Here is a 23251-nt window from a genome sequence, read left to right on the forward strand (position 1 = left end):
ACGATTTGTGGGATCGGCAGGCAACATGCACAGGGTTTGTCCGTTGGATTGATGCGCGGCCTCTGCGTCGATGCCCCCATCAGGTTTCATATGTTTACCCATCGCTTCTTGAAAGACAAACGCGGAGTGACGCTGGAGCCGTCGGAACGGGCACGGCTGGAAGCTGCAATCGGCGAGGTTCGGACGCTGGCGCCGCGCACGACTTTGGTACGCGCGGGAGAACCGCTCCATCAAAGCATTTTGTTAATCGAGGGTATGGTGGATCGTCATATCGACGATCAAGACGGTTTGCGCCAGCAGGTTGCACTCCATGTACCGGGTGATTTCGTCGATCTGCATGGGTACCCGCTAAAGATACTGGATCATGACGTGGCCACAATGACTGCTGCGACGGTCGCGATCCTGCCACACAGCGCGCTCGATGAAATCATCGTGGAAGTGCCGGCCATGGCGCGCAAGCTCTGGTTCGCCACCTTGATCGATGCCGCCATTCATCGGGCATGGCTGTTCCGGCTGGGCCGCCTCGACGCCATCGGTCGGGTCGCTCATTTTCTAAGCGAGATCAATGCGCGTCTTGTCTCGGCGGGCCTGAGTGACGGCCGCAGGTTCGCGCTTGGCCTGACGCAGACGGATATCGCCGAAATCTGTGGGCTCACCAACGTCCATGTAAATAGGGTCTTGCGCACCCTGCGGGAAGAGCGGATCTGCATTTTTCGGTCGTCGCTGGTCGAAGTGCTTAATCCCCAACAGCTGGCCGCCCGAGGGCAGTTTAATCCCTCCTATCTCTACATCGACGATGGCCTCGTCAGACCCTTCCTCCCTGAATCAAAGGCGCTCCAATGAAAGATGTTTCATCGCCCACACGGACGCAAACGCTCCCCGGCATCGCAAGTGCGGAAGAAGGCCTCGTCATTCTGGACGGGCCCGCTGGTGTTGCCATCACCATGACCCCGGATGCAGCTGACGGCACCGGAGAGAGCCTGATTGCCGCTGCGGCGGCTGCGCTAAAGCAGTTGGATCAAATTTCCGCCTTAAACAAAATTTGATGTTCATGGTTAGATGCAGGAAGGGTCACAGGATCGTAGCCGACTGTTGGCTGCGGCAAAACCGATCCTTACCAATCACTTAGGGGCTCAGCTCCGCGTGCCCCGGAGCAGACATCAGCTATTTTGCTGCTACCGACACAAGGCTGCGCAAGAACGCGATCGGCAGATTTGCTCGTCTATAGCTCCAGGCTATTCCTCATTGATCCTGTTCCCATGCCGTTACGTCTTGGCCGATGAGCACGGATATTTCGATCGGCACGTCGCGGGCTAAGGAACCAAAGGCGCCGGGTTACGCTTGGACTGCATGGCCATCTTTTACATCAACCTTTATAACGACCATGACGTTATCGATGACGAAGGTCGCGAGTTTGATGACCTGGACGTTGCAAGGGCTGCGGCGATCGCTGGCGCCCGCGAACTCGTCGCTGAACATATAAGACATGGTGAACCCGTCAATCTCGACCACCGCGTCGAGATTACGGATGCGACGAAGGTGGTTCTGGCTGTCATTAGATTCAGAGATATATTGACGATCAAGAATAAGGCCTGAGGTTAATTAGGCCCCTCGACCAGATATATGCTACGCTGGTGGCATCATCGGCACAATGCTCAGCAGGCGCTGGTGGCTGAGAGCTGCTTCATGCTCCCGCTTGCGTTTGGGAGCCGTCCTATGGAAGAACTTGGTCCAAGCGCCTTGCAGTCATTTGTCGACCGCCTGCTTGTACGATCTGAACTGAGTGCGGTTGAGCAGCAAGCCATCCTGGCGTTACCCTATCACGCAGCCCATATTCCCGCACGGCAGGATTTTGTCCATCTGAACGAAGAAATTGATGCAAGCTGTTTCGTCGCATCGGGCCTAATCGCCCGCTTCGGTCAGACCGCGTCCGGCGTCCGCCAAATCACTGCTTTTCATATCCCAGGCGATATGGCTGATCTCCACTCCACTGTGCGACCAATCGGCGTAGGCGGACTTACAGCATTGATCGACACCACCCTGCTTCGCATTCCTCATTTCGCGATCCGTCAGATGGCTGCCGTCTACCCCGCCATAGGTGAGGCTTTGTGGCGCGACTGCATGCTGGATGCAGCAATCCTCATGCAATGGATCGTGAATGTGGGACGAAGAAATGGCCGCGCGCGTATAGCCCATCTTTTTTGCGAGATGGCGATCAGATCAAGCGGTGACGGCACCGCTCTGCTTCGCTATGCGCTTCCCATCACACAGGAGCAGCTTGGTGACGCTGTCGCGATGACATCGGTCCATGTCAACCGCTGCCTCAAATCCCTGCGCGTTGACGAATTCGCAATTTTCCAGGGTGGGGTCGTCGAAATCCATGATTGGGATCGCCTGGCAAAAGCCGGTGATTTTGAAGCGAGCTATCTTCTCGCAGACACAGCGCCTGAACGACAGAAACGATTGCTGAAAGCTGGCTACGCCGTCTTTGCAGTACCCACACCATCCCGAAAAAAGAAAAGTTTCAATATCTAATCTGGATCGACGCACGGGATCGACCATATCGATATGGCCTGCCTTATGTTGATGCAGCCCACCTCCATATCTGAATGAGCGGATTTTCGGCCAAGCGTTTTTCCGCTCTCGCAGATCTGACTGAAGGTGAAAATGCGGTCCTTGAAGGGCTGGGCGATCGCGGGCACATCTATCAAGCAAAGCGTATTATTCGCCTTGAAGGCGAGCACCCGCCCCAGCTTTTCTTGCTCCTAAATGGTTGGGCGGCCAGCTTTGTGACGCTGCGAGACGGTAAGCGACAGTTTCTAAAGCTTCATATGGAAGGGGACGTCATAGGGGCGCCCAGCCTGCCGCTTATCAAAGCCGCGGATTCATTGATGGCGCTCACGGACTGCCTGGTTGCAGAAATAAGCAAGACGGCACTGGCCGATGTCTTCGCGCAGCATCCCCGCCTCGCAATGCTGTTTTTCCTGGCAGCGCAGCAAGAGCGCGTGATTTTGATGGACCGGCTTATTTCAGTAGGTCGCACAAATGCGATGGAGCGCGTCGCAGCGGTGTTACTTCACTTGCAGGAGCGGCTTGCTGCCGCACAGGGAGAGAAAATCCATTCCTTTGACCTGCCTCTCACGCAAGAGCAGATTGGCGACGTGGTCGGACTGACCCCAATCCATGTGAACCGGATCATGCGTCGGTTGACTGTATCTGGGCTTATCAGGCGCGAAGGTCGCCGCTTGTCCCTCATCGATCTCCCGGCGCTGAGGACGCTCTCAGGCATTCCCGAGAGGGACCTGGAACGAAACGCTGACTGGCTCCTACCGCTCACAAAATGATCGCGCTCTGATTTTGAACCGAGGAGAGGAAAAAGGGGAAAGGCTTTTGAAAAAGCGGATCATGCCGAAGAGCCGATCGCTCAGCTTATTTGACAACGTTTCAACTGAGCCATGGCGCCGTAAGGTCAATCGGTTCGTCACACACGAAACCTCTGCCAGCCCTGCGGCCACAGCAATATGGTGACATATATTGCGGCGCGCTCGGGCCACATAGGTCGATGACGACGGTTCGTCTCCCGATTTCATCCTTTTGAACCCTCTATGCGATAATGGATGGGCTTGAAACTGCCCCCGTTCGACGAAAATGCCGAGCAGGCGGTGAGCCCAATCACCAGATCCATTTTTGCCAGAAATCGGATATGGTCGCCTGCCTTACTGACCGGCGGCAGAACGGACAATTTCCCCGTCTCGCTATCGATGGGAACGTTCATGAAGCAGTTGAATGCAACAGGAATATGATCAGGCATCACGCCATAAGGCGCGAGCGCTTCAGCCAGATTGCCAAAGCAGCCGCGATGGACCGGTTCGTCCGGATAAAAGTGCAAAAAAGTATCGACCGAACAGGGCGTGAGCAGGAAGTCATGCACGCCAACCATGTCTTCGACGATTTCCAGCATGACCCTGGAGCGGTTGGAATATAAGGCATGGCCTGTTGTCAGGCGGACTGTCTCGGCATAGTCCAAAGTTCGACCGGACGAGATAACCTCGTTCATATCGGCCGCATTAAACGCCAGAAGGTCAGCGACCTGGACCCCGTTAGGGTCGATGACCGTTAATATCTGCCCTTCTGCGAGGCGGAAAGCGGTCCCACTACGTGGCGGTATCTCATTTACGTCTTTCATATTCATATCGAAGCCCCTTTGTCGTCGCCTTCGACGTCCGGCAGTGGTGGCCCGCTCGAACCTCGATATGAAAATGGGCAAACCCAATTTTCGTCTACCTTGCGGCCACTATATTGGCGTGCCTCGCTCGACTCGCCATGGCGCGAGAGCATAGGATTTCGGCTTCCGGCAAGCGCTTCGTCGCGAACAAGGATTTTCTCGCGCATCGTCTCATATCGTCCTTCGGCGCGCAGTCGTTCAAACTGGTCATGCAGATTGAACACCAGGGTTGGCTTCTCGAAACGACGCGCAACTCTGCTTGCATTGGGATGAAGCCCCACGACAAAAAAGGCTTCTCCGCCAAAGCTGAGGGAAAAATGGGGGTTAGCAGGATCGCTGCTCACTTCGCTATCATAGCTATGGCCGCGCCACACATCCTTGTCGGATAGCGATTGAAGCCGAGACCATAAGGCCGCTTCAAACGCTTCTTCGTCCAGACTGGCCGGTCCATCAAAGACGACGGCGAAGCTGCGATAAAGGCCCGGGTCGGCACGATAGTCTGCCGCGAAGCGTGATAGAGCATCATGAATGCGAACATCGTCCCATGCACTGTCGATCGCTTTGCAGGCAAGAACCGAGAGCGTCCCTTTGGCAAGCGCCGCCTTGGCTCCCACACAGGGGAAGGCCTGCTCGGAAACATGGTTCGCCAAAGCCGCTTCGCTCTCACATTGAGAGGGATGCTGCCAAGGAAACATCGGAGTGATTGGTGCAGGCATATGCCGCACTACGCCGGGATGCAGACGCTGTTCCGCACATTGCTCCAGTTTAAGACGATTTCCCGTTCCGCACTATTGCGGCAGTAAGGCCAATCAACGCGGTACGCAAAGATCGCTGCAGCACGCCCTCTGGGACGAAACATTGCCTGTCATGTCGCGTTCCTGCTCATCAAGACAAGCTTGTGATGATCGGGCCGCCCCGCCCGGACTGGGAGCGATGAGGCGACATATGACAAATGACCTTGCGCAGCTCCACGCTCTCATGGAGGCCGCCGCAGCACGATCGGACTATGAGGAAGCGGCGAAACTGCGTGACCGCATCAGCCTCATCCGCAGCGCCGATCGTCCCCCCGACGAAATCTTCGATCCTACAGGACTGACGCGGCAGCAACCCGGCAAGATGGGCCTGGGCACCAGCCAGCAGCGGGTGACCCCGCCCCCAGGATGGAAGCCTCCTCAAAAACCCGACCCGATGACCAGTGGCACGACGCGAAACCGCAGGCGAAAGTGATAATCTATCAGGAAGAGCGCATGCCCGATCGCGACGGCAGGCACTCAGATAGATCGAGATCAATGCGATTTTGGCGGGAGCTTATGCACCCGGACCGACGGGGCGAGCGTTTTAAACCCGTTCTTCCTCTCTTGCCCGGATTTCTCATCCATGATCTTTTCTTCGGCGCCTGAAGAGGTAAACAGCCCGCCTTCAGATCTGATAGGCTCGGCATCTTCTTGTGTCAGCCTCGCACCACTCGAGGTCATTGAGCGCAGCATCTATCGCGGCCCCAATCTGTATAGCCGCCGTGCAATGGTCCGCATTAGGCTTGACCTTGGTGAACTGGAAGCCTGGCCAAGCAACAGGCTTACCGGCTTTGCGGCGCGCTTGCTCGCCATCCTGCCGGGCTTACACTATCATCATTGCAGCAAGGGGCGTCCCGGCGGTTTTGTAGAACGGCTGGAGAAAGGGACATGGCTCGGTCATATCGCAGAGCATGTCGCGATCGAATTGCAGGTGCTTGTCGGCGCCCGCGTTTCGCGCGGGAAAACACGCTCGGTTCGTGGACGGCCCGGAACTTACGATATTCTTTTTGAATATGTGGATGAGCAGGCTGGCTTATTGGCAGGGCTTCATGCGCTCAGGCTTCTTGCCAAACTGTTGCCCGAGCCGCTGGCCGCGCTGCGCGGTTTGTCCCGCCTTCCAAAGAGCGAGCTTCCGGAGGATGCCGGGATCGCGGACATCGTTGCTGAACTTGCAGCCCGTATCAAATCATCCGCATTAGGCCCCAGTACACAGTCCCTTGTCGATGCTGCGAGACGCAGGGGCATTCCGGTGCGGCGTCTCGACAGTCAGAGCTTGTTGCAGCTTGGCTATGGCAGCAGACAGAAGCGAATGCGCGCCAGCATCACTGGCGAAACATCACATATCGCTGTGGAAATTGCAGGCGATAAGCAGCTGACGCGCTCGCTGCTTGCCGATGCTGCACTGCCTGTACCCCGTGGCGTCGTGGTGCGCGGTGTGGATGAAGCCCGGCAGGAAGCCGCACGGTTGCGCAAACCGCTGGTCATCAAACCCCTCAACGCTAATCATGGGCGCGGCGTCACGCTTAATATCGCTGATGACGATGCCCTGGATGGGGCCTTCGCCCTGGCAAAAGGCTATGGTCCCAGGGTCATTATAGAAGAACAGCTGCCTGGCATCGATCATCGCTTCCTCGTGGTTGGCGGCAAAGTCGTCGCCGTTGCTCGCCGTCATGCGGCGAGCGTCACAGGCGATGGCGTCCATGACGTCGAGGCCCTCGTTGCCCGGGCGAATGACGACCCTCGTCGCGGTACCGGGCATGAAAACAGCCTGACGCGGATCACCATCGATACCGCTGCGCTGTCGGTGCTGGCCGATCAGGGATTAAATCCCCGTTCTATCCCGGCTCCAGGCCAGGCTGTGCGTATCCGCGATACAGCGAACCTCTCGACCGGCGGGACCGCCGAGGATTGCACCGATGAGGTCCACCCGGACAATATATTCGTCGCCGAGCAGGCAGCCGCAACGGTCGGTCTGGATGTTGCAGGCGTCGATTTCCTGTCTCCCGACATATCGCGACCGGTGTCCGAGACAGGCGGCGGTATCGTTGAACTCAATGCTGCGCCAGGCCTGCGCATGCATCTGTCGCCATCGTCAGGTGAAGCAAGGGATGTCGGGCAGGCGATTGTCGATCACCTGTTTCCCGATGCGCGCGCGAGCCGCATACCGATCGTGGCTATCACAGGTACGAATGGCAAATCGACAACGGCACGGATGACAGCGCGCATTCTGCGCGCCGCAGGTCTGACAGTCGGCCTGACCAGCACGTCGGGGGTTTATGTCAACGAGCATCTCATTCGCGCTGCTGACGCCAGCGGTCCGAAGAGCGCGCAGATGGTGCTAGCCAACCCCAGGGTCGATGCTGCCGTACTGGAGACGGCACGAGGCGGCATTCTGCGCGAAGGCCTCGGCTTTGATTATTGCGATGTCGGATGTCTGCTGAATATCACCGAAGATCATATGGGGCTTAAAGGGATCGACAGCCTCGATGACCTTGCCAATGTGAAATCGGTAGTAGTGGAAGCGGTCAAGCGCCGAGGGGTCAGCGTCCTCAACGCCGATGACACGATGGTCGTGTCTATCGCTCGCCGTGCACGGGGACGGATTTGCTGGTTCTCGATGCAGGGCATCGGTGCACTGCCCGAAGGGCATCTGGCCGGCGGAGGGACGGCCGTCGTTCTTGAAACCCATGAGGATATGCAAGCCATCTGCCTCTATCATGAGGGGAAGCGGCAACAGATCATCGCGGCTGGAGCCATTCCTGCGACCCAAAACGGCGCGGCCGCTTTCAACACCGCCAACGCGCTCGCTGCTACCGCAATAGCCGCGGCACTGGATATACAACCGCAGGTGATTGCGGCGGGGTTATCCAGCTTCACGACATCATGGCAAGATAGCCCTGGTCGCCTCAATATTACCGAGCGTCACGGCATAACGGTAATCGTCGATTATGCCCACAACCCTGCAGCGGTGCAGGCACTGGCCGCCTATCTCGACACGTTGCGGCGGCACGGTCGCCGGTTCATTGGCACCTATAGCGTTCCTGGTGACAGGCGCGATGAGGATCTGATCGGCATGGGACGGCTGACCGCAGGCATATTCGATGATCTTGTGTTTCGAGAAACGCCAGACGGCAGAGGTCGGCCTGCGGGAGAAATCAATGCATTGATGTCGCGCGGCGCGCTGGAGGGCGGAATGGCAGCCCATCATATCCACCGCGTGATCGACGAGATCGAGGCAACCCGCTTTGCCCTCGCCCTCGCACGGCCAGGAGATGTGGTGGTGCTGAGCCCGACCCAGGTCGATATCGTCTGGACCGTCGTAAACAGCTTCGAACCGCATAGGCAGCCCGAGGCCGCCCATGGCTGAACGTTGGTCGATCATTGCCCATGGCGGTGCGCGCGCGATCCCTCAGATAGATCAGGCCCGCAATCGTGAGGGATGTAACAACGCAGTAGCTATCGGCGCACAAATCCTGCGATCGGGCGGCAGCGCTCTGGATGCGGTTTTGCACGTAGTCAAAGCTCTGGAGGATGACCCGACATTCAACGCCGGCTGCGGCGCTGTAGCCAACGCCGATGGAGATCATGAACTTGACGCTGCCGTGATGGATGGAACGACGCTGAACATCGGCGCCGTGGCAGCGCTGCGTCATGTCCGCAATCCAGTGATGGTAGCGCGCCTGCTGCTCGAGGAATTGCCGGTCCTTCTTGTGGGTGAAGGCGCTCGCGCATTCGCGTTACGCAAGGGCATAGCGCTGAGCGAAACCTCAGGAGGCACGTCTTCGCACGCCTGTCCTGGCAAGCAGCATGATACGGTGGGTTGCGTAGCGCTCGACACGCATGGGCGGATGGCGGTTGCAACGTCGACCGGCGGCCTGTCCGACCAGTGCGCGGGTCGGGTAGGAGACGCGCCTTTGGCCGCGTGCGGCTTTTATGTCGATGACAATGTGGGCGGAGTGGCGATTTCAGGCGACGGCGAAACTATCATCCGTCTCGCCCTCGCCAGCCGCGTGATGCAGGAAATGGAGGACTGCGCGCCAGTGGCCGCCGTTCGGGCAGCATTCAGGCACATGCAGCGCATTACGGGCGAAGCTGGAATTATCGCGCTCGATAAAAATGGTCGCTTCGGTGTTGCGCATAACAGTCCGCAGTTTGCGGTCGCGATGGCGAACGAGAAAATGGCTCACCCCCGCGCCGGCGTAGATATCGCTGAGTTTCAGGATTTATTTGATGAGCAATAGGTCTGGCCCTTTGATCGTGATCGGGGGGCATGAGGATAAGGATGGCGATCGCAAGATCCTGGACGAGATCGCGTCTCGCCTCCAGGGCGGGAAGTTGGTGATCGCCACCGTAGCCAGCCGCCAGCCTGATGGATATTTCGAAAGCTATAAAGAGGCGTTCGGCGCCCTTGGTCTCAACGATCTGGTTTAGCTTTATGTGAGCGAACGCGAAGAAACCCGTTCCGCCCAGACGCAGGCCATATTGGAAGGCGCGGCTGGAATTTTCTTCACTGGCGGCGACCAGTTGCGCATATCAAGTCAGATTGGAGACACGCCGATAGAGCTGGCCGTAAAGGCGTTGCATGCCCGCGGCGGGCTGGTCGCGGGGACATCGGCCGGCGCGTCGGTTATGAGCGAGACTATGCTGGTACGAGGCTCCAGCGCTGAATCCTACAGGATAGGCGACTTGCATATGGCGCCCGGCCTTGGGCTCATTCGGGACGTGATCATAGACCAGCATTTTGCCGAGCGTGGAAGAATAGGACGCCTGCTCGGCGCCGTTGCGCAAAATCCTAGGGTACTGGGCATCGGCATCGATGAGGATACCGCTATCGTCATAGAAGATCGTCGCTTCAAGGTTCTGGGTCGGGGGGCAGTCTATATCGTGGACGGCAGCGGGGTATCCCATTCGAATATAGCAGAAGCCCGGCGCGAGGAGGCGCTTTCCATGTTCGGGGTGCGTCTCCATGTCCTTGCCGACGGCAATAGCTACGATCTGGCCACGCGTGAGGCGATATTGGAAATGGTGGTGCGCTAGAGAGCTTGCATGGCTAAGAGCCTGTATTGAGAATATCAATAAGTTTAGAGATGGCAATAGATTCTTGAGCGTCGAAAAAAACCAGCCGTCCCGTTCGATGAGCGCGTTCACATGTGAAAAAGGTAAGTCTGCATATGCAACATGTTCATCCCAGTCGATATTCTATCGTATAATTAAAGGGTAGTCATGCGCATCCATTATCTCAAATGCGGTACGGACTGCCCGCTTGGCGGACCGCTGTTCGACGGCTTCAGCCGCAGTCCGCTAGCGACGATCCCCTGCACCGCGCAGCTGATCGAAACCAATCAGGGGCTGGTCCTCATCGACACAGGCTATGGCACTGCAGACGTTCACCACCCGCATCCGCGCCTCAGCCGTTTCTTCCATGCCTTCCTCAACATCCGCTTTCGGATTGAGGACACGGCGCGCTATCAGATTGAGCAGCTCGGCTTCTCGCCGCGGGACGTGCGGCACATCGTGCTCACACATCTCGACTTCGACCATGCGGGCGGGATCGAAGACTTCCCCGAAGCGCGTGTACACGTGATGGAACTGGAGCGGGACGCCGCCGAGCGCAAGCGGCAAGGCTTCATTGCCCGTCGTCGTTATCGCCCCGACCAATGGGATCAAGTGCGCGACTGGCGAACCTATGCGCAAGGCGGCGAGAGCTGGCTCGGCTTCGATGCGGTACGCCAGCTTGATGGCCTGCCGCCTGAAATCCTCATGGTGCCATTACCCGGCCACACATTTGGCCACGCGGGCGTCGCGATCGATAGCAATGGGGGCTGGGTGCTCAATGCGGGCGATGCATATTTCTATCGCGGCGAGATGGACGTGGATCGTCCGCGCTGCACGCCAGGTCTGCGCGCATATCAACGGCTTATGGAGGTTGATCGATCGCGACGCCTTGGCAACCAGGATCGACTGCGTGAACTGAAGCGTGTACACGGGAACGCACTGACCATTTTTTGCTCCCACGACCAGATCGAACTAGACGCGCTGCAGCGCGCTGCGGCGATGACCACATGAACGCGCCCGACGGCGTTGCAGGGGTTGCGCACCCGCTTTTGGAAGTCGATTGCCAGATTGCTCTCGTCCTTGGCGGCGGGAATGCGTTGGGTGCCTATCACGCTGGACTTTATGAGGCTTTGGCGGAAGCTGACATCTTACCTGACTGGATCGTCGGCGCATCGATCGGCGCCATTGTAGGCGCCATCATAGCGGGTAATGCTCGGGACGAGTGTGTCGCTAAGCTGCGACAGTTCTGGCGTCCCGCAGAAAGCGTTGCGATGCCTTTGCCATGGGACATGCTTCCCGAGACGCTGCGCCGATCGGCGGCCGCTCTTGAAACCATGATGGCCGGACGCAGAGGTCTTTTTGGCCCAATGGGATCGGGCTTTAACTGGGCACCTGATGTCCAAGACGGGGCGAGCGCCCTTTACGATGCCGACGAACTGCGGTCTACGCTTGACGAGCTGATCGACTTCGATCTCCTCAACAGCGGTCAAATGCGCTTTACGGCCGCTGCTGTTGACATCCAATCCGGTGAGGATGTCTGCTTTGATACCGCCACAGATGCCATCACCGCAGACCACATCCGTGCCAGCGCTGCGCTTCTTTCGACATTTCGGTCTGTCGAGGTTGAAGGGCGATGGCTGGGCGATGCCGGCCTGTCTATGAACCTTCCCCTCGATCCCGTACTGGCCACACGGCCTGCAAAGCCGATATTGTGCATCGCATCCGACCTGTTGCCGCTCCAATCGGGCCGCCCCACAACCTTTGGCGAGGCGATCGGCCGCACCCAGGACCTGATCTTCGCCGCGCAGACGCGCCGCAGTATCACCCGCTGGCAAGACGCATTTGCCTCCCAAGCCTCGCCAGCGTCTGTGACTCTTCTTACAACATCCTATACGGATCAGCAGCGTGAGGTCGCGGGCAAAGCGATGGACTTTTCCGCTCCTACTACGCGCCAACGGTGGGACTGCGGTCACCGGGATGGCCTACGGCTGCTCGCCCGTCTCGAAAGTGCGGCACCATCTATTGGACGGCCGGGGCTGAATGTCATTTCCGATTGATCGACGTCTCTAATAGACCTTACCATTTCCCACTGCCGGGTTTGCAACGATAAAGGGTGGACCTCGGCTGATTTGAGTTGCGGCCCTGATGCACTGGGGGACTGGCAGCCTTGGGCGTAATCGGTTGTTGCGGGTGCACTGACGAACGGCTGCTGAGTCCCAGGATGCGGCATCTACTGGCTGGTCCCGCGGGCGATTACCTTCGCGTTATCGCCGCGGATCGCGCGTGGCTTTCGCTTGTGTTTTCGCTCGTATGATTGAGGTCATCTGAAGCAATGAATTTGAAAGCGCCGCCGGCGCCGGATTGATCGAGGTCAGTCTATTATCAGGGAACCAATGCGCCTTACTTTCCTTAAGCTTATTGAGGAGAGTCCAATGAACGATGATGCGCGCACAACGCGTGACGTGCCCACCAAGGCAACGCGCGATCCGAATATCTCTACGGAGAACCAACCCCAAGGCGCCGCGCGCAGGCCTAGCGACACACTGGACCGTGAGCCCGAGCGTGACCCGATCAGCGGTGGCGCAATCCCATCCAATTACGACCCTGTCGCAATGACCCGGCGTGGCGAGCAGGAGGACACACGAGCCGGGCAAGAGGAGGCAGGCGCAAAATCGCGCCGTTCGGCCGATTGAACGCGCGGGCGGCAGAAACGCTTTCGCCAGTTCTTCCCGGCGATGTGGAAGAGGCGGCGGAAAAGCTGCTAAAGGCTGCCTGCGCCCGCCATATAAAGCTGGTGACCGCCGAAAGCTGCACCGGCGGTCTGCTTGCTTCGCTGCTCACGGATATCGAAGGTGCCAGTCATGCTTTCGAACGTGGATTCGCCGTTTATAGTGAAGAATCAAAATGCGAACTGCTGGGGCTGGAGCGCGGGCAAATCGAGAAATGCGGCGCAGTCAGCAAAGAGGTCGCTATTGCCATGGCGAAAGGCGCTCTTACCCATTCCCTTGGACATGTGGCGCTGGCCATAACCGGATTTGCTGGCGACGCGCCGGATGGCGGAGAGGCAGGGCTCGTTCATTTCTCGTGCGCACAGCGGAACGGCAGGACGTCCCATGAAGTCCGGCACTTCGGCGATATCGGACGAGGGCCAGTCCGCATCAAGTCGCTGCGCGTAGCACTGGATATGATGAGGCAGGCTATCGATGAACTCTGATCGTTTCGCATCCATCCATACGCACGGCTTGATCCGCATTGCCGCCGCTACACCATGTGCCAGCGTAGGCGATGTCGCGGGCAATGCCGCCGCAATTCTCGAACTGGCCCGGCAAGGGGCGGATGGAGGTGCCGACCTCATCCTATTCCCTGAACTCAGCCTGTCCTCCTATGCCATCGATGACCTGCATCTCCAGGAAGCGCTGCTCGACCGGGTGGAGACGGAGATCGGATTCCTCATCGCCGCCAGCACGGACCTGCCTTTGCTGCTGGTCGGCGCCCCACTCCGGCGCAAAGGACGTCTGTATAATACGGCGCTTGCCATCGCAGGCGGGAAGCTGCTGGGTGTGGTACCGAAAAGCTTTCTCCCCAATTATCGCGAATATTATGAGAAGCGCTGGTTTGCATCAGGCGCAGGCTTAGACGGAGGAGAGATCAAGGTCGCAGGCCACTGCGTGCCGTTTGGAACCGACCTGCTTTTCGCTGCGGAAGACTATTGCGATTTCACAGTCCATGTAGAGATTTGTGAAGATTATTGGGCACCGCTCCCCCCTTCGACCATGGGTGCGCTCGCCGGGGCGTCGTTGCTCTGCAACCTTTCCGCCTCCAACATCACCATCGGCAAAGCGCGCGACCGGCATGTCCTTTCAGCCTCGCAGTCGGCGCGCTGCATCGCAGCCTATGCTTATTCGGCGGCCGGCGCTGGCGAGAGCACGACCGACCTCGCCTGGGACGGGCAGGCGATGGTGCATGAATTTGGAGAGCTTCTAGGCCAATCCACACGATTTGGGGAGGAAGCGGAACTAGTATACGCCGATGTCGATCTCCAGCGGCTGCGGCTGGAACGAATGCGCAACGGCACATTCAACGATTGTGCGGTCGCTGCCGGTCATCCGGAGAGGCGCATTCGTACCATCCGATTTCCCTTTACGCCGAAAGTGAACGATATGGGTCTACGCCGACCCGTTCGCCGCTTTCCCTTCGTGCCTGCCGACCCGCTGCAACTCGATGCCGACTGCTATGAGGCGTTCAACATTCAGGTGGAGGCGCTCGTCACGCGCTTTCGCGCGACAGAAGGCGAGCATTTTGTCATCGGCGTGTCGGGCGGCCTGGATTCCACCCATGCGCTGATTGTCGCGGCCAAGGCTTGCGATCGGCTCGGCCTGCCGCGTTCGGCAATCCTTGGTTATACCATGCCAGGGTTCGCGACCGGGGAGGCGACCAAAGGCAACGCCTGGGCACTGATGCAGGCGCTCGGCGTTGCGGGCGCGGAGATCGACATTCGCCCTGCAGCGCGACAGATGTTAGCGGACATGGACCATCCCTTTGCACGCGGCGAGCCAGTGTACGACGTAACCTTTGAGAATGTGCAGGCGGGCCTGCGGACTGACTATCTGTTCCGTCTTGCCAACCGACACAGTGGCTTTGTCGTAGGAACCGGAGATCTGAGCGAGCTTGCGCTCGGGTGGTGCACTTATGGCGTGGGCGATCAGATGAGCCATTATGCCGTAAATAGCGGGGTGCCCAAGACGCTGATCCAGTATCTGATCCGCTGGTGCATCGCGACCGGCCAGTTTGGTGACGCCGCAAAGAGCGTGCTGGATGCGATCTTGAACACCGAGATCTCGCCCGAGCTGGTGCCGACTTATGGAACGGGCGCGTTGCAAAGCACGGAGTCGAAGGTGGGCCCTTATGCCTTGAACGATTTCTTTCTGCACCACATCGTCCGTCAGGGGCTGCCGCCCTCAAAAGTCGCCTTCCTTGCATGGCACACATGGCGCGATCCTGCCGCAGGCGAATGGCCGGCAGGTTACCCCGAAGACGCCAAGCAAGCCTATGATCTTCCGACAATTCGACACTGGCTCGAAAATTTCCTGCGCCGCTTCTTTGGTACAAGCCAGTTCAAGCGTTCGGCGCTTCCTAACGGCCCTAAAGTGTCTTCGGGCGGCGCGCTGTCCCCGCGCGGCGACTGGCGCGCGCCGTCCGACGGCAATGCGGTCTTATGGTTGGATGAATTGGAGAAGGGCCTTGGCTGACCATTGAAAAAGGCGGCTATCGTAAGCGGGCTGAAGGAGAAAGATTATGAGTAAGATGAACGATCCGCACAGCACCCAGGGCCGCGAGCCGGTGACCGAGACAGCGCCGCAACGCGGCGCAAATAATCGTGGCAAGCGCGCCAGGGGTGGCACAGGCGAGGTGGAAGGCAGCGGCGCAGGTGCTGGAGGCGGAGGAAATCCGGAGGACTTTGACAGCGATCCCGCGGGCGGCGGTACGGGGTCATAACGACCCATACAAGCCGTTCAGAAGGATATCTTACGTTCCCAGCAGCGGAAGGTCGGCTATCCAACTGGAGGCGTTCGCCAATTCATATTTACTCACCGAAGGAATTAATGTAGGTGCCTACATAGTTTGATTGGGGTGGACGATGTCTAAATTTAATTGCCCTGTACGAAATGCATCGGTTAGTCGCCGGGCAGTATTGATGGCATCCCTCTGCGGAATGGCCGCTCCAGTGTTGTCAGCCAATGTGGGTGATGACTCCCTGGACAGGTTCCTTAAGGAGCAGTTGCACAGCGCTTCCATCCCCGGCATGGCAGTTGGCGTCGCGAGAGCGGGCAAGGTGAAGCTTATGCGAGGCTATGGCTTTGCCGATGTCGCGCGCCAGCGGCGCGTCACCACCGGATCGATTTTTCACCTCGCTTCCATCACCAAAACTGTGACAGCCACGGCAATCATGTTGCTGGTCGAGGCAGGCCATGTCGATCTTGATGCACCCATCAATCGCTATCTCGATTTCACGGTGGCCAATCCGGCTTATCCCGATGCGGCGATCACCGTTCGGCATCTGCTGACCCATGTCTCAGGCATTTCCGATCAGACATATTATCAGGTGGATTTCCGGAAGATCGGCAAGGACTCCCCGGTGGCGCTCAGGACGTTCTTGACGGACTATCTCACGCCCGGTGGCGCTCGCTATTCAGCTACAGGCTGCTTTTCTTCAACCACACCCGGTGCAGCCTATGACTATTGCAACGTTGGCTATGCTTTACTCGGCTATATCGTTGAGCGCGTTGCCGACGAAGATTTTCGGCTATTCACGCAGGAGCGGATATTCCAACCATTGGGCATGCGGCCCGTTGCCTGGCGCATTGCAGATGTGCCTCCACAACTGGCCGTCACGCCCTATGACGTCATTGATGGTCTGACGTTTGCCACCCAACCTGTCGGTTTTCCGGATTTTCCGGTAGGCATGCTCCGCGCTTCCATCGCTGGCTTCATGCCTTTTGTCGCTGCAGCAGCCAATGGTGGAGCGACCGACAAGAGCCGGATCCTGTCCGCTGCCAATCAGGTCGAGATGTTGACCATGACAGTGCCGCCCGGATTGCCAACATGGGTGAGTGGGCAAGGATTGGGCTGGATGGAATCCATCAGCGATGGCCGACGCAGGATCAATCACTGGGGCGGCGATCCCGGCGTATTCACTGCCGCCTATCTAGACCCGGCAACACGAAAGGGTGTGGCAATCTTCACGAACATGTCAGCCACCCCCGAGAGCAAGAACGCGATCAGGCACATCGCTGAGCATCTTTTGACGGCTCCCCTGGCATGACAGAGAGGCAGATGGATTATAGCCGTGCAGCCGGGGCAGCCGCTCTTGGCGCACGCCTGCGCCGCCTGTCCGAACGGTTCGACCGCGAAACGGCGCAAATCTATACCACACAGGGTATCCATTTCGAGCAACGTTGGTTCGGCATTCTTAACCAGATCGTGTTGAATGGCCCGATGACCGTCGGCGAAATCGCAGAGGTACTTTGCATAACCCATGTCTCTGTGAGTCAGGCAAGACGAGCGCTGGAAGGCGCTGGTTTGATCCAGATCCTCGAGGATAAGGCTGACGCCCGACGCCGCCTTATATCTCTGTCTCCAGATGGCGCCGCGCTTGTCGCCTCTCTCGCGCCGCTCTGGGCTGCATTGAACGAGAGCGCGCAGGAATTGGATGCCGAGGCTGGCCATCTCGTGCTGCTGCTGGATCGCTTGGAAGATGCGCTTGACGAGCGCCCCCTGTCACTTCGTGTCGCCGCCCGAATTGCGACCGCAATGTAAAAGTTCCTGATTCTGAGGGATGGTCGGGCATAACGGATGCGGTTTTCCGAGGCCGACCCTTATTTGCCGCTCACTGCCAAATTTTCCATCCTCAGGTGCGGACCGACCGCTCCCGAGTTTCCGATACACACCGCTCAGCTATGTTCGATGATGAACGAAGCTGATTACTAGCGCCACGGTGTCGGCGCGAGCTTATGCCTGAGCGCCTGCAAAAATGCATTGGCTCGACCACTTCGGCCTTGCCGCGCGTGCAGAAGGGCAACGACATCGGCTGGAGGAAGAGTCCAGTCGGCGAGAATTTCTGTCAAGCGTCCAGCAGCCAGATCTTCGGCTATGTCCCACTCACTTCGGACGATCACGCCGAGCCCGGCCAGTGCCCAGTCCCGAATGATTTCGCCATCATTGCTTGAAAGCGGTGGCTTGATCCGAACTGTCGTCTTGCCTTGTTTGCGATGGGAGAAACGCCAGAGCGTCACATCCTCATTATTCTCCCGCAGCGCAAGGCAACGGTGTGAGGCGAGATCCATCGGATGGTCGATCGGCGCCGCATTTCTAAGATATTCCGGGGCCGCGCAAAGGATCCGGCGATTGGGTGCCAGAGTGGTAACCAACCTATCGCTCACTGGAAGGCTGCCGACATGGACGACGATGTCCCAACTTTCCGATATCTGACGTATCGGGCTGTCCGATAAGTCCAGCGTGATCGAGGCCGCAGGATGGTCCACCGCAAATTGCTGCGCAACCGGCGCGACATGACGTCGGCCAAAGCCATAGGGGGCAGTGACGCGCAGATGGCCGCGCACTTCGCTGGTCCGACTTGCCAAACGTTCCGAAAGATCATCGATGGTGCCCAGGATCGCAGCGCCCTCGGATGCGACCAATTCACCTTCATCGGTGAGACTGAGGCCGCGCGGAGTGCGCTCAATCAGTTTGACCCCTAGCTTTGCCTCCAGCGTGCGCAGGCGCTGGGTCACGGCGGGAGGCGTTACATTCAGCCTGCGTGAAGCCTCCGCGAGCGATGGCGAACGGGCGATAATCTCGAAGAAGCTCAGATCATCGGTAGAGATCATTAGGTCAGCCTTAATTTTACATGCAGAACAGCTTAATTGCAGCATATATGATTTTGCCTATCCTGTCCGCTGGAACAACGATGAACAAGGGCGGTGCGATGCTCGACCATCGCTGACGGAAGGGTTTTAAGAATGGACGTGTCGCCCTGCGATCAATTCTATGTGGATGGCAGCTGGCAGCCGCCGGAGAGGCGTTCGCCGTCCATCCCCCTGACCAGCCCCGTCAGCGAAGAGATCATCGGAACGGTCGCGGCCGGGAGCAGCGTTGATGTCGACAAAGCAGTCGCCGCTGCGCGCAGGGCATTCGCCTCCTTCTCGCTGACCTCGATCGAGGAGCGCATCGCTCTGCTGCGCAATATCCTCGCACTGATGGAGGAAAGGTGCGAGGATTTGGCGCAGGCGATCAGCCTTGAAATGGGCAGCGCCATTGCCTTTTCGCGCGCGTCGCAAGTTCCGTTCGGTATCGCCCATATCCGCGCAGCTATAGAAGTGCTGGGCGATTATGCTTTCCTCAGCCAGCAAGGAACGACCGCCATTGCCAAGGAGGCGATCGGCGTCTGTGGCCTGATCACACCCTGGAACTGGCCGCTCTACCAGATTACGGCGAAGGTCGCCCCGGCCATCGCAGCGGGTTGCACCATCGTCCTCAAGCCAAGCGAGTTCTCGCCCCTCAGCGCGCGGCTGTTTGCGCAGATCATGCATGATGCCGGGACGCCAGCGGGCGTTTTCAACATGATCTATGGCACCGGGACGGAGGTGGGCGCGGCGATCGCGTCTCACCCGGACATCAACATGATCTCCATCACCGGATCGACCCGCGCGGGCGTGCTGGTGGCGCAGGCCGCCGCGCCGACGGTGAAAAGGGTGACGCAGGAACTGGGCGGAAAATCGCCCAATATCCTGCTGGACGATGCGGATTTCGCGCGGGTGGTGCCGATCGGCGTGGCGGCGGCCTTCCGCAATGTCGGCCAATCGTGCAGCGCGCCGACGCGGATGCTCGTCCCGGCGGGACGGCTGGCGGAGGTTGAAGCTCTGGCCGCCGCCGCCGCAATAGCGATGAAGGTCGGCGATCCGCTGGCGGAGGATACGGATCTTGGTCCGCTCGCCAGTCTCAATCAGTTCGACAAGGTACAGTCGATGATCGGCGCAGGGATCGGGGAAGGCGCAAAGCTGTTGTGCGGCGGTCCGGGACGGCCCGAGGGGCTGGGACGAGGCTATTTCGCCAAACCGACGATCTTTTCCAACGTCCGGCCGACCATGAAGATCGCGCAGGAGGAAATCTTCGGGCCTGTCCTGTGCCTCATCCCCTATGAAGATGAGGAAGAGGCCATCCGTATCGCGAATGACACCGTCTATGGCCTGGGCTCCCATGTCCAGTCGGGCGATGCCGACCGCGCACGCCGCGTTGCCGGGCGGATCAGAGCCGGTCAGGTGCATATCAACCATCCGGCCTGGGACGGTTTTGCTGCTTTCGGGGGTTATAAACAGTCCGGCAATGGCCGCGAATATGGTGCCTTCGGTCTGGAGGAGTATCTCGAAACCAAGGCGATATTGGGCTACTTCGCGGCATGAACGATCCGCTGTTCAGCAGGCGCCATCTGCTGGGATCGGGCCTGTCGCTGACGGCGGGCGGCATTCTTCTCCCAAACGCAGGTCTCAGCGCGACCCGCCCCCGCACCGGGGGGCGCATCCGCGTCGCCAGCACCTCGACTTCGACTGCCGATACGCTCGACCCGGCCAAGGGCGCGCTCAATACCGACTATGTGCGGCACTTCATGCTCTACAGCGGCCTGACGGAGCTGGATCGGGCGCTTAATCCCCGGCCCGCGCTGGCGGAGGCCATCGTCAGCCGCGATCAGAAGACATGGCATGTGCGGCTGCGCAAGGGCGTGACCTTCCACAACGGCAAAAGCCTGACGTCCGCCGATGTCGTTTATTCGCTGCTCCGCCATAAAGATCCCCGTGTCGGCTCGAAAATGGCCGACATCGCAAAGCAGTTTGCGGAGATCAAGGCGACCGGACCGCTGGAGTTGCAGATCAAGCTGATCGGTCCCAATGCTGATCTTCCCGCGATCCTCGCCCAGTCGCATTTCCTGATCATCGCCAATGGACAGAAGGATTTCCGATCGGCCAACGGCACCGGCCCGTTCAGACTGGAGCAGTTCCGTCCCGGCATCCGCACCCTTGCCCGCCGCAACCCCAATTTCTGGAAGCCGGGCAAGCCTTATCTCGACGAGATCGAACTGATCGGCATTCCGGACGAGGTCAGCCGGGTCAATGCGCTGCTGTCGGGCGACGTGCAACTGATCAACGCGGTCAACCCCCGTTCGACAAAGCGCATCCTTGCCTCTCCCGCGCACGGTATCGTAGAGACAAAATCCGGCCTCTACACCAACCTCATCATTCGGCAGGATCGCCTGCCCACCTCTAATCCCCATTTCAATGCGGCGATAAAATATCTGCTCGACCGACCGCTCATCAACCGGGCGCTGTTCCGCAATTATGCGACCATCGCGAACGATCATCCGATTCCGCCGTCTCATCCCTATTTCCGGGCCGACCTGCCCCAGACCAAGCTCGATCTGGATCGGGCGAAATGGCATCTCCAGCGGTCGGGCGTTTCTGGAGTGCGTTTGCCGCTCTATGCCTCACCCGCTGCCGAGGGATCGGTCGATATGGCATCGGTCCTCCAGGAATATGGCTCTCGCGTAGGCCTTAATCTCACCGTCAACCGCGTTCCAGCAGATGGCTACTGGTCGACCCACTGGATGAAGCATCCGCTCGGTTTCGGGAACAGCAATCCCCGTCCCACGGCGGATATGATCTTCAGCCTCTTCTACAAGTCCGATGCGACCTGGAATGAATCGGGCTGGAAGAATCCACGCTTCGACCGCCTGCTGCTGGAAGCGCGAGGAGAATCGGATCACGCCAAACGCAAGCAACTCTATGGAGAGATGCAGGGCCTGGTGCGCCAATATTGCGGCAGCGCCATTCCCGTCTTCATCAGTCTGCTCGATGGCCATGACCGGCGCCTGAAGGGGCTTTATCCCGTGCCGCTGGGCGGTTTCATGGGCTACACCTTCGCCGAACATGTCTGGTGGGATGGTTAAGCTTGATCTTATCCATACATGCACAAACCATTAATTGCGTGATGGCGGGTCGTCATGCAGCATCCTCTTTCAAGACAACAAGGATTTCGCCCGTGAGCGCAGCAGATAGTTTGGAACAGGATCAGGGTGCGGACACCATCACGCGCCTGTGCGATCTGGAAACACCGTGCCTCCTTCTGGATTCGGAGCGTATGGACCGCAATATCGCCCGGCTGCGGGCGCGGCTCGCCCCGCTGGGCGTGACCCTGCGCCCGCACCTCAAGACCGCCAAGTCGGTCGAGGTAGCCCGGCGCGTCATGGGCACGCCCGAAGGCCCGGCAACGGTATCGACGCTCAAGGAAGCGGAGCTTTTTGCGAACGCCGGTGTGCGTGACATCATCTACGCCGTGGGCATTGCGCCGTGGAAGCTGGCGAAAGTGATCGAACTGCGTCGACGGGGCGTCGATCTCGCCGTGGTGCTCGACACGGTGGAGCAGGCTCAGGCGGTCGCGACCGCCTCTCGCGAAGCAGGTGACGCCATCCCCGCGCTGATCGAGATCGATTGCGATGGCCATCGGTCCGGCGTGCTGCCGACCGACAGGGATCGCCTGATCGAGATCGGTCAGGCGTTGGAGGACGGCGGCGCGTTGCGCGGCGTGCTCACCCATGCAGGCGCCAGCTATGGCGCGCGCGGCGAGGAAGCACTGCGCCGCTGCGCCGAGGAAGAACGGCTCAGCGTCGTCGATGCCGCCGCCATCCTGCGCGAGGCGGGACTTCCCTGCCCCGTTGTCAGCATCGGCTCCACCCCGACAGCACATCATGCCACGGACCTGACCGGCGTGACGGAGGTGCGTGCCGGGGTCTTCGTCTTTTTCGATCTGGTTATGGCCGGAATCGGCATCTGCCAAATCGATGATATTGCCGTCTCCGTGCTGGGCACGGTGATCGGTCATCAGCGCGAAAAGGGCTGGATCGTGATCGACGCTGGCTGGATGGCGATGTCGCAGGATCGCGGCACATCGAAACAGGCGGTCAATCAGGGCTATGGCATCGTCTGCGACGCCAGCGGTCGGCCCTATGACGATTTGATCCTGTCCGACGCCAATCAGGAACATGGCATCATCATGGTCCGCCCAGGAAGCAATGCGTCGCTGCCCGACCTGAAGATCGGCGATCGCCTGCGCATCCTGCCCAATCATGCCTGCGCCACCGGCGCGCAGCACCGCACCTATCATGTCGTCCACGGCGCCTCGGACATCGTCCATGGTGAGTGGCAGCGTTTCGGAGGATGGTAATGACCGACAAATTGCAACCGATCCTGACCCCGGCCGCCCCGGCTCCCGCTGGTCATTATGCGCAGGCGATCCGGTCCGGCGATGATCTCTATATTTCGGGCCAGTTGCCGATCCGCGCCGACAAGGCGCCGCTGGACGACATGGGTTTCGAAGCTCAGGCGCGGCAGGCGATAGCCAACATGCTGGCGATCCTGGAAGCCGCCGGGGGCCAGCCGCACGACCTGTGCCGCGTTACCGCCTATATCGTCGGGGTCGCAAACTGGCCGGAGTTCAACCGCATTTATGGCGAGATGCTGGGCGACGCACGCCCAGCCCGAACCGTCGTGCCGGTGCTTGAACTACATTATGGCTTTCTGGTCGAGGTGGACGCGATCGCGCGCCTTTCCGCCTGATTCCATCCATCTTA

Annotated in this window: 24 protein-coding genes; 21 read left to right on the plus strand and 3 right to left on the minus strand. The window is 59.2% G+C overall.

What is annotated here, in order from left to right:
• Nucleotides 1–90 precede the first annotated feature (90 nt).
• The 5 genes from ACNHGR_RS05185 (at nucleotide 91) to ACNHGR_RS05205 (ending at nucleotide 3344) form a co-directional block, all read left to right on the plus strand.
• Complete coding sequence (locus ACNHGR_RS05185) at nucleotides 91–843, plus strand: Crp/Fnr family transcriptional regulator (protein WP_475284402.1); 753 nt, start codon at nucleotides 91–93, stop codon at nucleotides 841–843.
• Nucleotides 840–1046 carry a hypothetical protein gene (locus tag ACNHGR_RS05190; RefSeq protein WP_475284404.1) on the plus strand — a complete coding sequence of 69 codons (207 nt, stop codon included), beginning with the start codon at nucleotides 840–842 and terminating at the stop codon, nucleotides 1044–1046. Before ACNHGR_RS05185 ends, ACNHGR_RS05190 begins: the two co-directional genes overlap by 4 nt.
• A gap of 304 nt (nucleotides 1047–1350) precedes the next feature.
• Complete coding sequence (locus ACNHGR_RS05195; RefSeq protein ID WP_475284406.1) at nucleotides 1351–1596, plus strand: DUF6894 family protein; 246 nt, start codon at nucleotides 1351–1353, stop codon at nucleotides 1594–1596.
• Nucleotides 1597–1716: 120 nt separating this feature from the next.
• Nucleotides 1717–2535: a Crp/Fnr family transcriptional regulator gene (locus ACNHGR_RS05200; protein ID WP_475284408.1), complete on the plus strand. Its 819-nt coding sequence runs from the start codon at nucleotides 1717–1719 to the stop codon at nucleotides 2533–2535.
• Nucleotides 2536–2609: 74 nt separating this feature from the next.
• Nucleotides 2610–3344, plus strand: coding sequence for a Crp/Fnr family transcriptional regulator (locus ACNHGR_RS05205; protein ID WP_475284409.1), 735 nt, complete (start codon nucleotides 2610–2612; stop codon nucleotides 3342–3344).
• A gap of 242 nt (nucleotides 3345–3586) precedes the next feature.
• On the opposite strand, the gene ACNHGR_RS05210 is transcribed toward ACNHGR_RS05205, so the two are convergent.
• Both ACNHGR_RS05210 and gntA read right to left on the minus strand, forming a co-directional pair.
• Entirely contained in the window at nucleotides 3587–4186 is a 600-nt protein-coding gene (locus ACNHGR_RS05210; RefSeq protein ID WP_475288324.1) for a DUF1989 domain-containing protein, read from the minus strand.
• Nucleotides 4187–4188: 2 nt separating this feature from the next.
• On the minus strand, nucleotides 4189–4941 hold the full coding sequence (gntA, locus tag ACNHGR_RS05215) for a guanitoxin biosynthesis heme-dependent pre-guanitoxin N-hydroxylase GntA (protein ID WP_475284411.1): 753 nt from the start codon (nucleotides 4939–4941) through the stop codon (nucleotides 4189–4191).
• A gap of 229 nt (nucleotides 4942–5170) precedes the next feature.
• Between gntA and ACNHGR_RS05220 the strand changes: the two genes are divergently transcribed.
• The 12 genes from ACNHGR_RS05220 (at nucleotide 5171) to ACNHGR_RS05275 (ending at nucleotide 17391) form a co-directional block, all read left to right on the plus strand.
• Nucleotides 5171–5452: a UvrB/UvrC motif-containing protein gene (locus tag ACNHGR_RS05220; RefSeq protein ID WP_475284413.1), complete on the plus strand. Its 282-nt coding sequence runs from the start codon at nucleotides 5171–5173 to the stop codon at nucleotides 5450–5452.
• 150 nt (nucleotides 5453–5602) lie between these two features.
• Nucleotides 5603–8386, plus strand: coding sequence for a cyanophycin synthetase (gene cphA, locus ACNHGR_RS05225; protein ID WP_475284415.1), 2784 nt, complete (start codon nucleotides 5603–5605; stop codon nucleotides 8384–8386).
• Entirely contained in the window at nucleotides 8379–9260 is an 882-nt protein-coding gene (locus ACNHGR_RS05230) for an isoaspartyl peptidase/L-asparaginase family protein (protein WP_475284417.1), read from the plus strand. Before cphA ends, ACNHGR_RS05230 begins: the two co-directional genes overlap by 8 nt.
• Nucleotides 9250–9450, plus strand: a complete 201-nt coding sequence (locus ACNHGR_RS05235; protein ID WP_475284419.1) for a hypothetical protein — start codon at nucleotides 9250–9252, stop codon at nucleotides 9448–9450. Before ACNHGR_RS05230 ends, ACNHGR_RS05235 begins: the two co-directional genes overlap by 11 nt.
• Before the next feature lie 6 nt (nucleotides 9451–9456).
• Entirely contained in the window at nucleotides 9457–10056 is a 600-nt protein-coding gene (locus ACNHGR_RS05240; protein WP_475284421.1) for a cyanophycinase, read from the plus strand.
• Nucleotides 10057–10242: 186 nt separating this feature from the next.
• Nucleotides 10243–11085 carry an MBL fold metallo-hydrolase gene (locus tag ACNHGR_RS05245; RefSeq protein WP_475284423.1) on the plus strand — a complete coding sequence of 281 codons (843 nt, stop codon included), beginning with the start codon at nucleotides 10243–10245 and terminating at the stop codon, nucleotides 11083–11085.
• On the plus strand, nucleotides 11082–12131 hold the full coding sequence (locus ACNHGR_RS05250) for a patatin-like phospholipase family protein (protein WP_475284425.1): 1050 nt from the start codon (nucleotides 11082–11084) through the stop codon (nucleotides 12129–12131). Before ACNHGR_RS05245 ends, ACNHGR_RS05250 begins: the two co-directional genes overlap by 4 nt.
• A 632-nt stretch (nucleotides 12132–12763) precedes the next feature.
• Nucleotides 12764–13288 carry a CinA family protein gene (locus tag ACNHGR_RS05255; RefSeq protein ID WP_475284426.1) on the plus strand — a complete coding sequence of 175 codons (525 nt, stop codon included), beginning with the start codon at nucleotides 12764–12766 and terminating at the stop codon, nucleotides 13286–13288.
• Complete coding sequence (locus ACNHGR_RS05260; RefSeq protein ID WP_475284428.1) at nucleotides 13278–15323, plus strand: NAD(+) synthase; 2046 nt, start codon at nucleotides 13278–13280, stop codon at nucleotides 15321–15323. Before ACNHGR_RS05255 ends, ACNHGR_RS05260 begins: the two co-directional genes overlap by 11 nt.
• A 46-nt stretch (nucleotides 15324–15369) precedes the next feature.
• The gene (locus ACNHGR_RS05265; RefSeq protein ID WP_475284430.1) at nucleotides 15370–15570 is read left to right on the plus strand and encodes a hypothetical protein; all 201 of its coding nucleotides are present in this window, start codon (nucleotides 15370–15372) and stop codon (nucleotides 15568–15570) included.
• Nucleotides 15571–15787: 217 nt separating this feature from the next.
• On the plus strand, nucleotides 15788–16897 hold the full coding sequence (locus tag ACNHGR_RS05270) for a serine hydrolase domain-containing protein (protein ID WP_475284432.1): 1110 nt from the start codon (nucleotides 15788–15790) through the stop codon (nucleotides 16895–16897).
• An 11-nt stretch (nucleotides 16898–16908) separates the two neighbouring features.
• Entirely contained in the window at nucleotides 16909–17391 is a 483-nt protein-coding gene (locus ACNHGR_RS05275; protein WP_475284434.1) for a MarR family winged helix-turn-helix transcriptional regulator, read from the plus strand.
• Between the two features lie 167 nt (nucleotides 17392–17558).
• On the opposite strand, the gene ACNHGR_RS05280 is transcribed toward ACNHGR_RS05275, so the two are convergent.
• Nucleotides 17559–18461 carry a LysR family transcriptional regulator gene (locus tag ACNHGR_RS05280; protein WP_475284436.1) on the minus strand — a complete coding sequence of 301 codons (903 nt, stop codon included), beginning with the start codon at nucleotides 18459–18461 and terminating at the stop codon, nucleotides 17559–17561.
• A 132-nt stretch (nucleotides 18462–18593) separates the two neighbouring features.
• Between ACNHGR_RS05280 and ACNHGR_RS05285 the strand changes: the two genes are divergently transcribed.
• The 4 genes from ACNHGR_RS05285 (at nucleotide 18594) to ACNHGR_RS05300 (ending at nucleotide 23237) form a co-directional block, all read left to right on the plus strand.
• Nucleotides 18594–20033: an aldehyde dehydrogenase family protein gene (locus ACNHGR_RS05285; protein WP_475284438.1), complete on the plus strand. Its 1440-nt coding sequence runs from the start codon at nucleotides 18594–18596 to the stop codon at nucleotides 20031–20033.
• Complete coding sequence (locus ACNHGR_RS05290; RefSeq protein ID WP_475284440.1) at nucleotides 20030–21571, plus strand: ABC transporter substrate-binding protein; 1542 nt, start codon at nucleotides 20030–20032, stop codon at nucleotides 21569–21571. The genes ACNHGR_RS05285 and ACNHGR_RS05290 overlap by 4 nt, the downstream gene beginning before the upstream one ends.
• Nucleotides 21572–21762: 191 nt before the next feature.
• Nucleotides 21763–22845, plus strand: a complete 1083-nt coding sequence (locus ACNHGR_RS05295) for a DSD1 family PLP-dependent enzyme (RefSeq protein ID WP_475288325.1) — start codon at nucleotides 21763–21765, stop codon at nucleotides 22843–22845.
• On the plus strand, nucleotides 22845–23237 hold the full coding sequence (locus tag ACNHGR_RS05300) for a RidA family protein (RefSeq protein ID WP_475284442.1): 393 nt from the start codon (nucleotides 22845–22847) through the stop codon (nucleotides 23235–23237). The genes ACNHGR_RS05295 and ACNHGR_RS05300 overlap by 1 nt, the downstream gene beginning before the upstream one ends.
• Nucleotides 23238–23251 lie beyond the last annotated feature (14 nt).

Source organism: Sphingobium sp. RS1 (assembly GCF_056156825.1).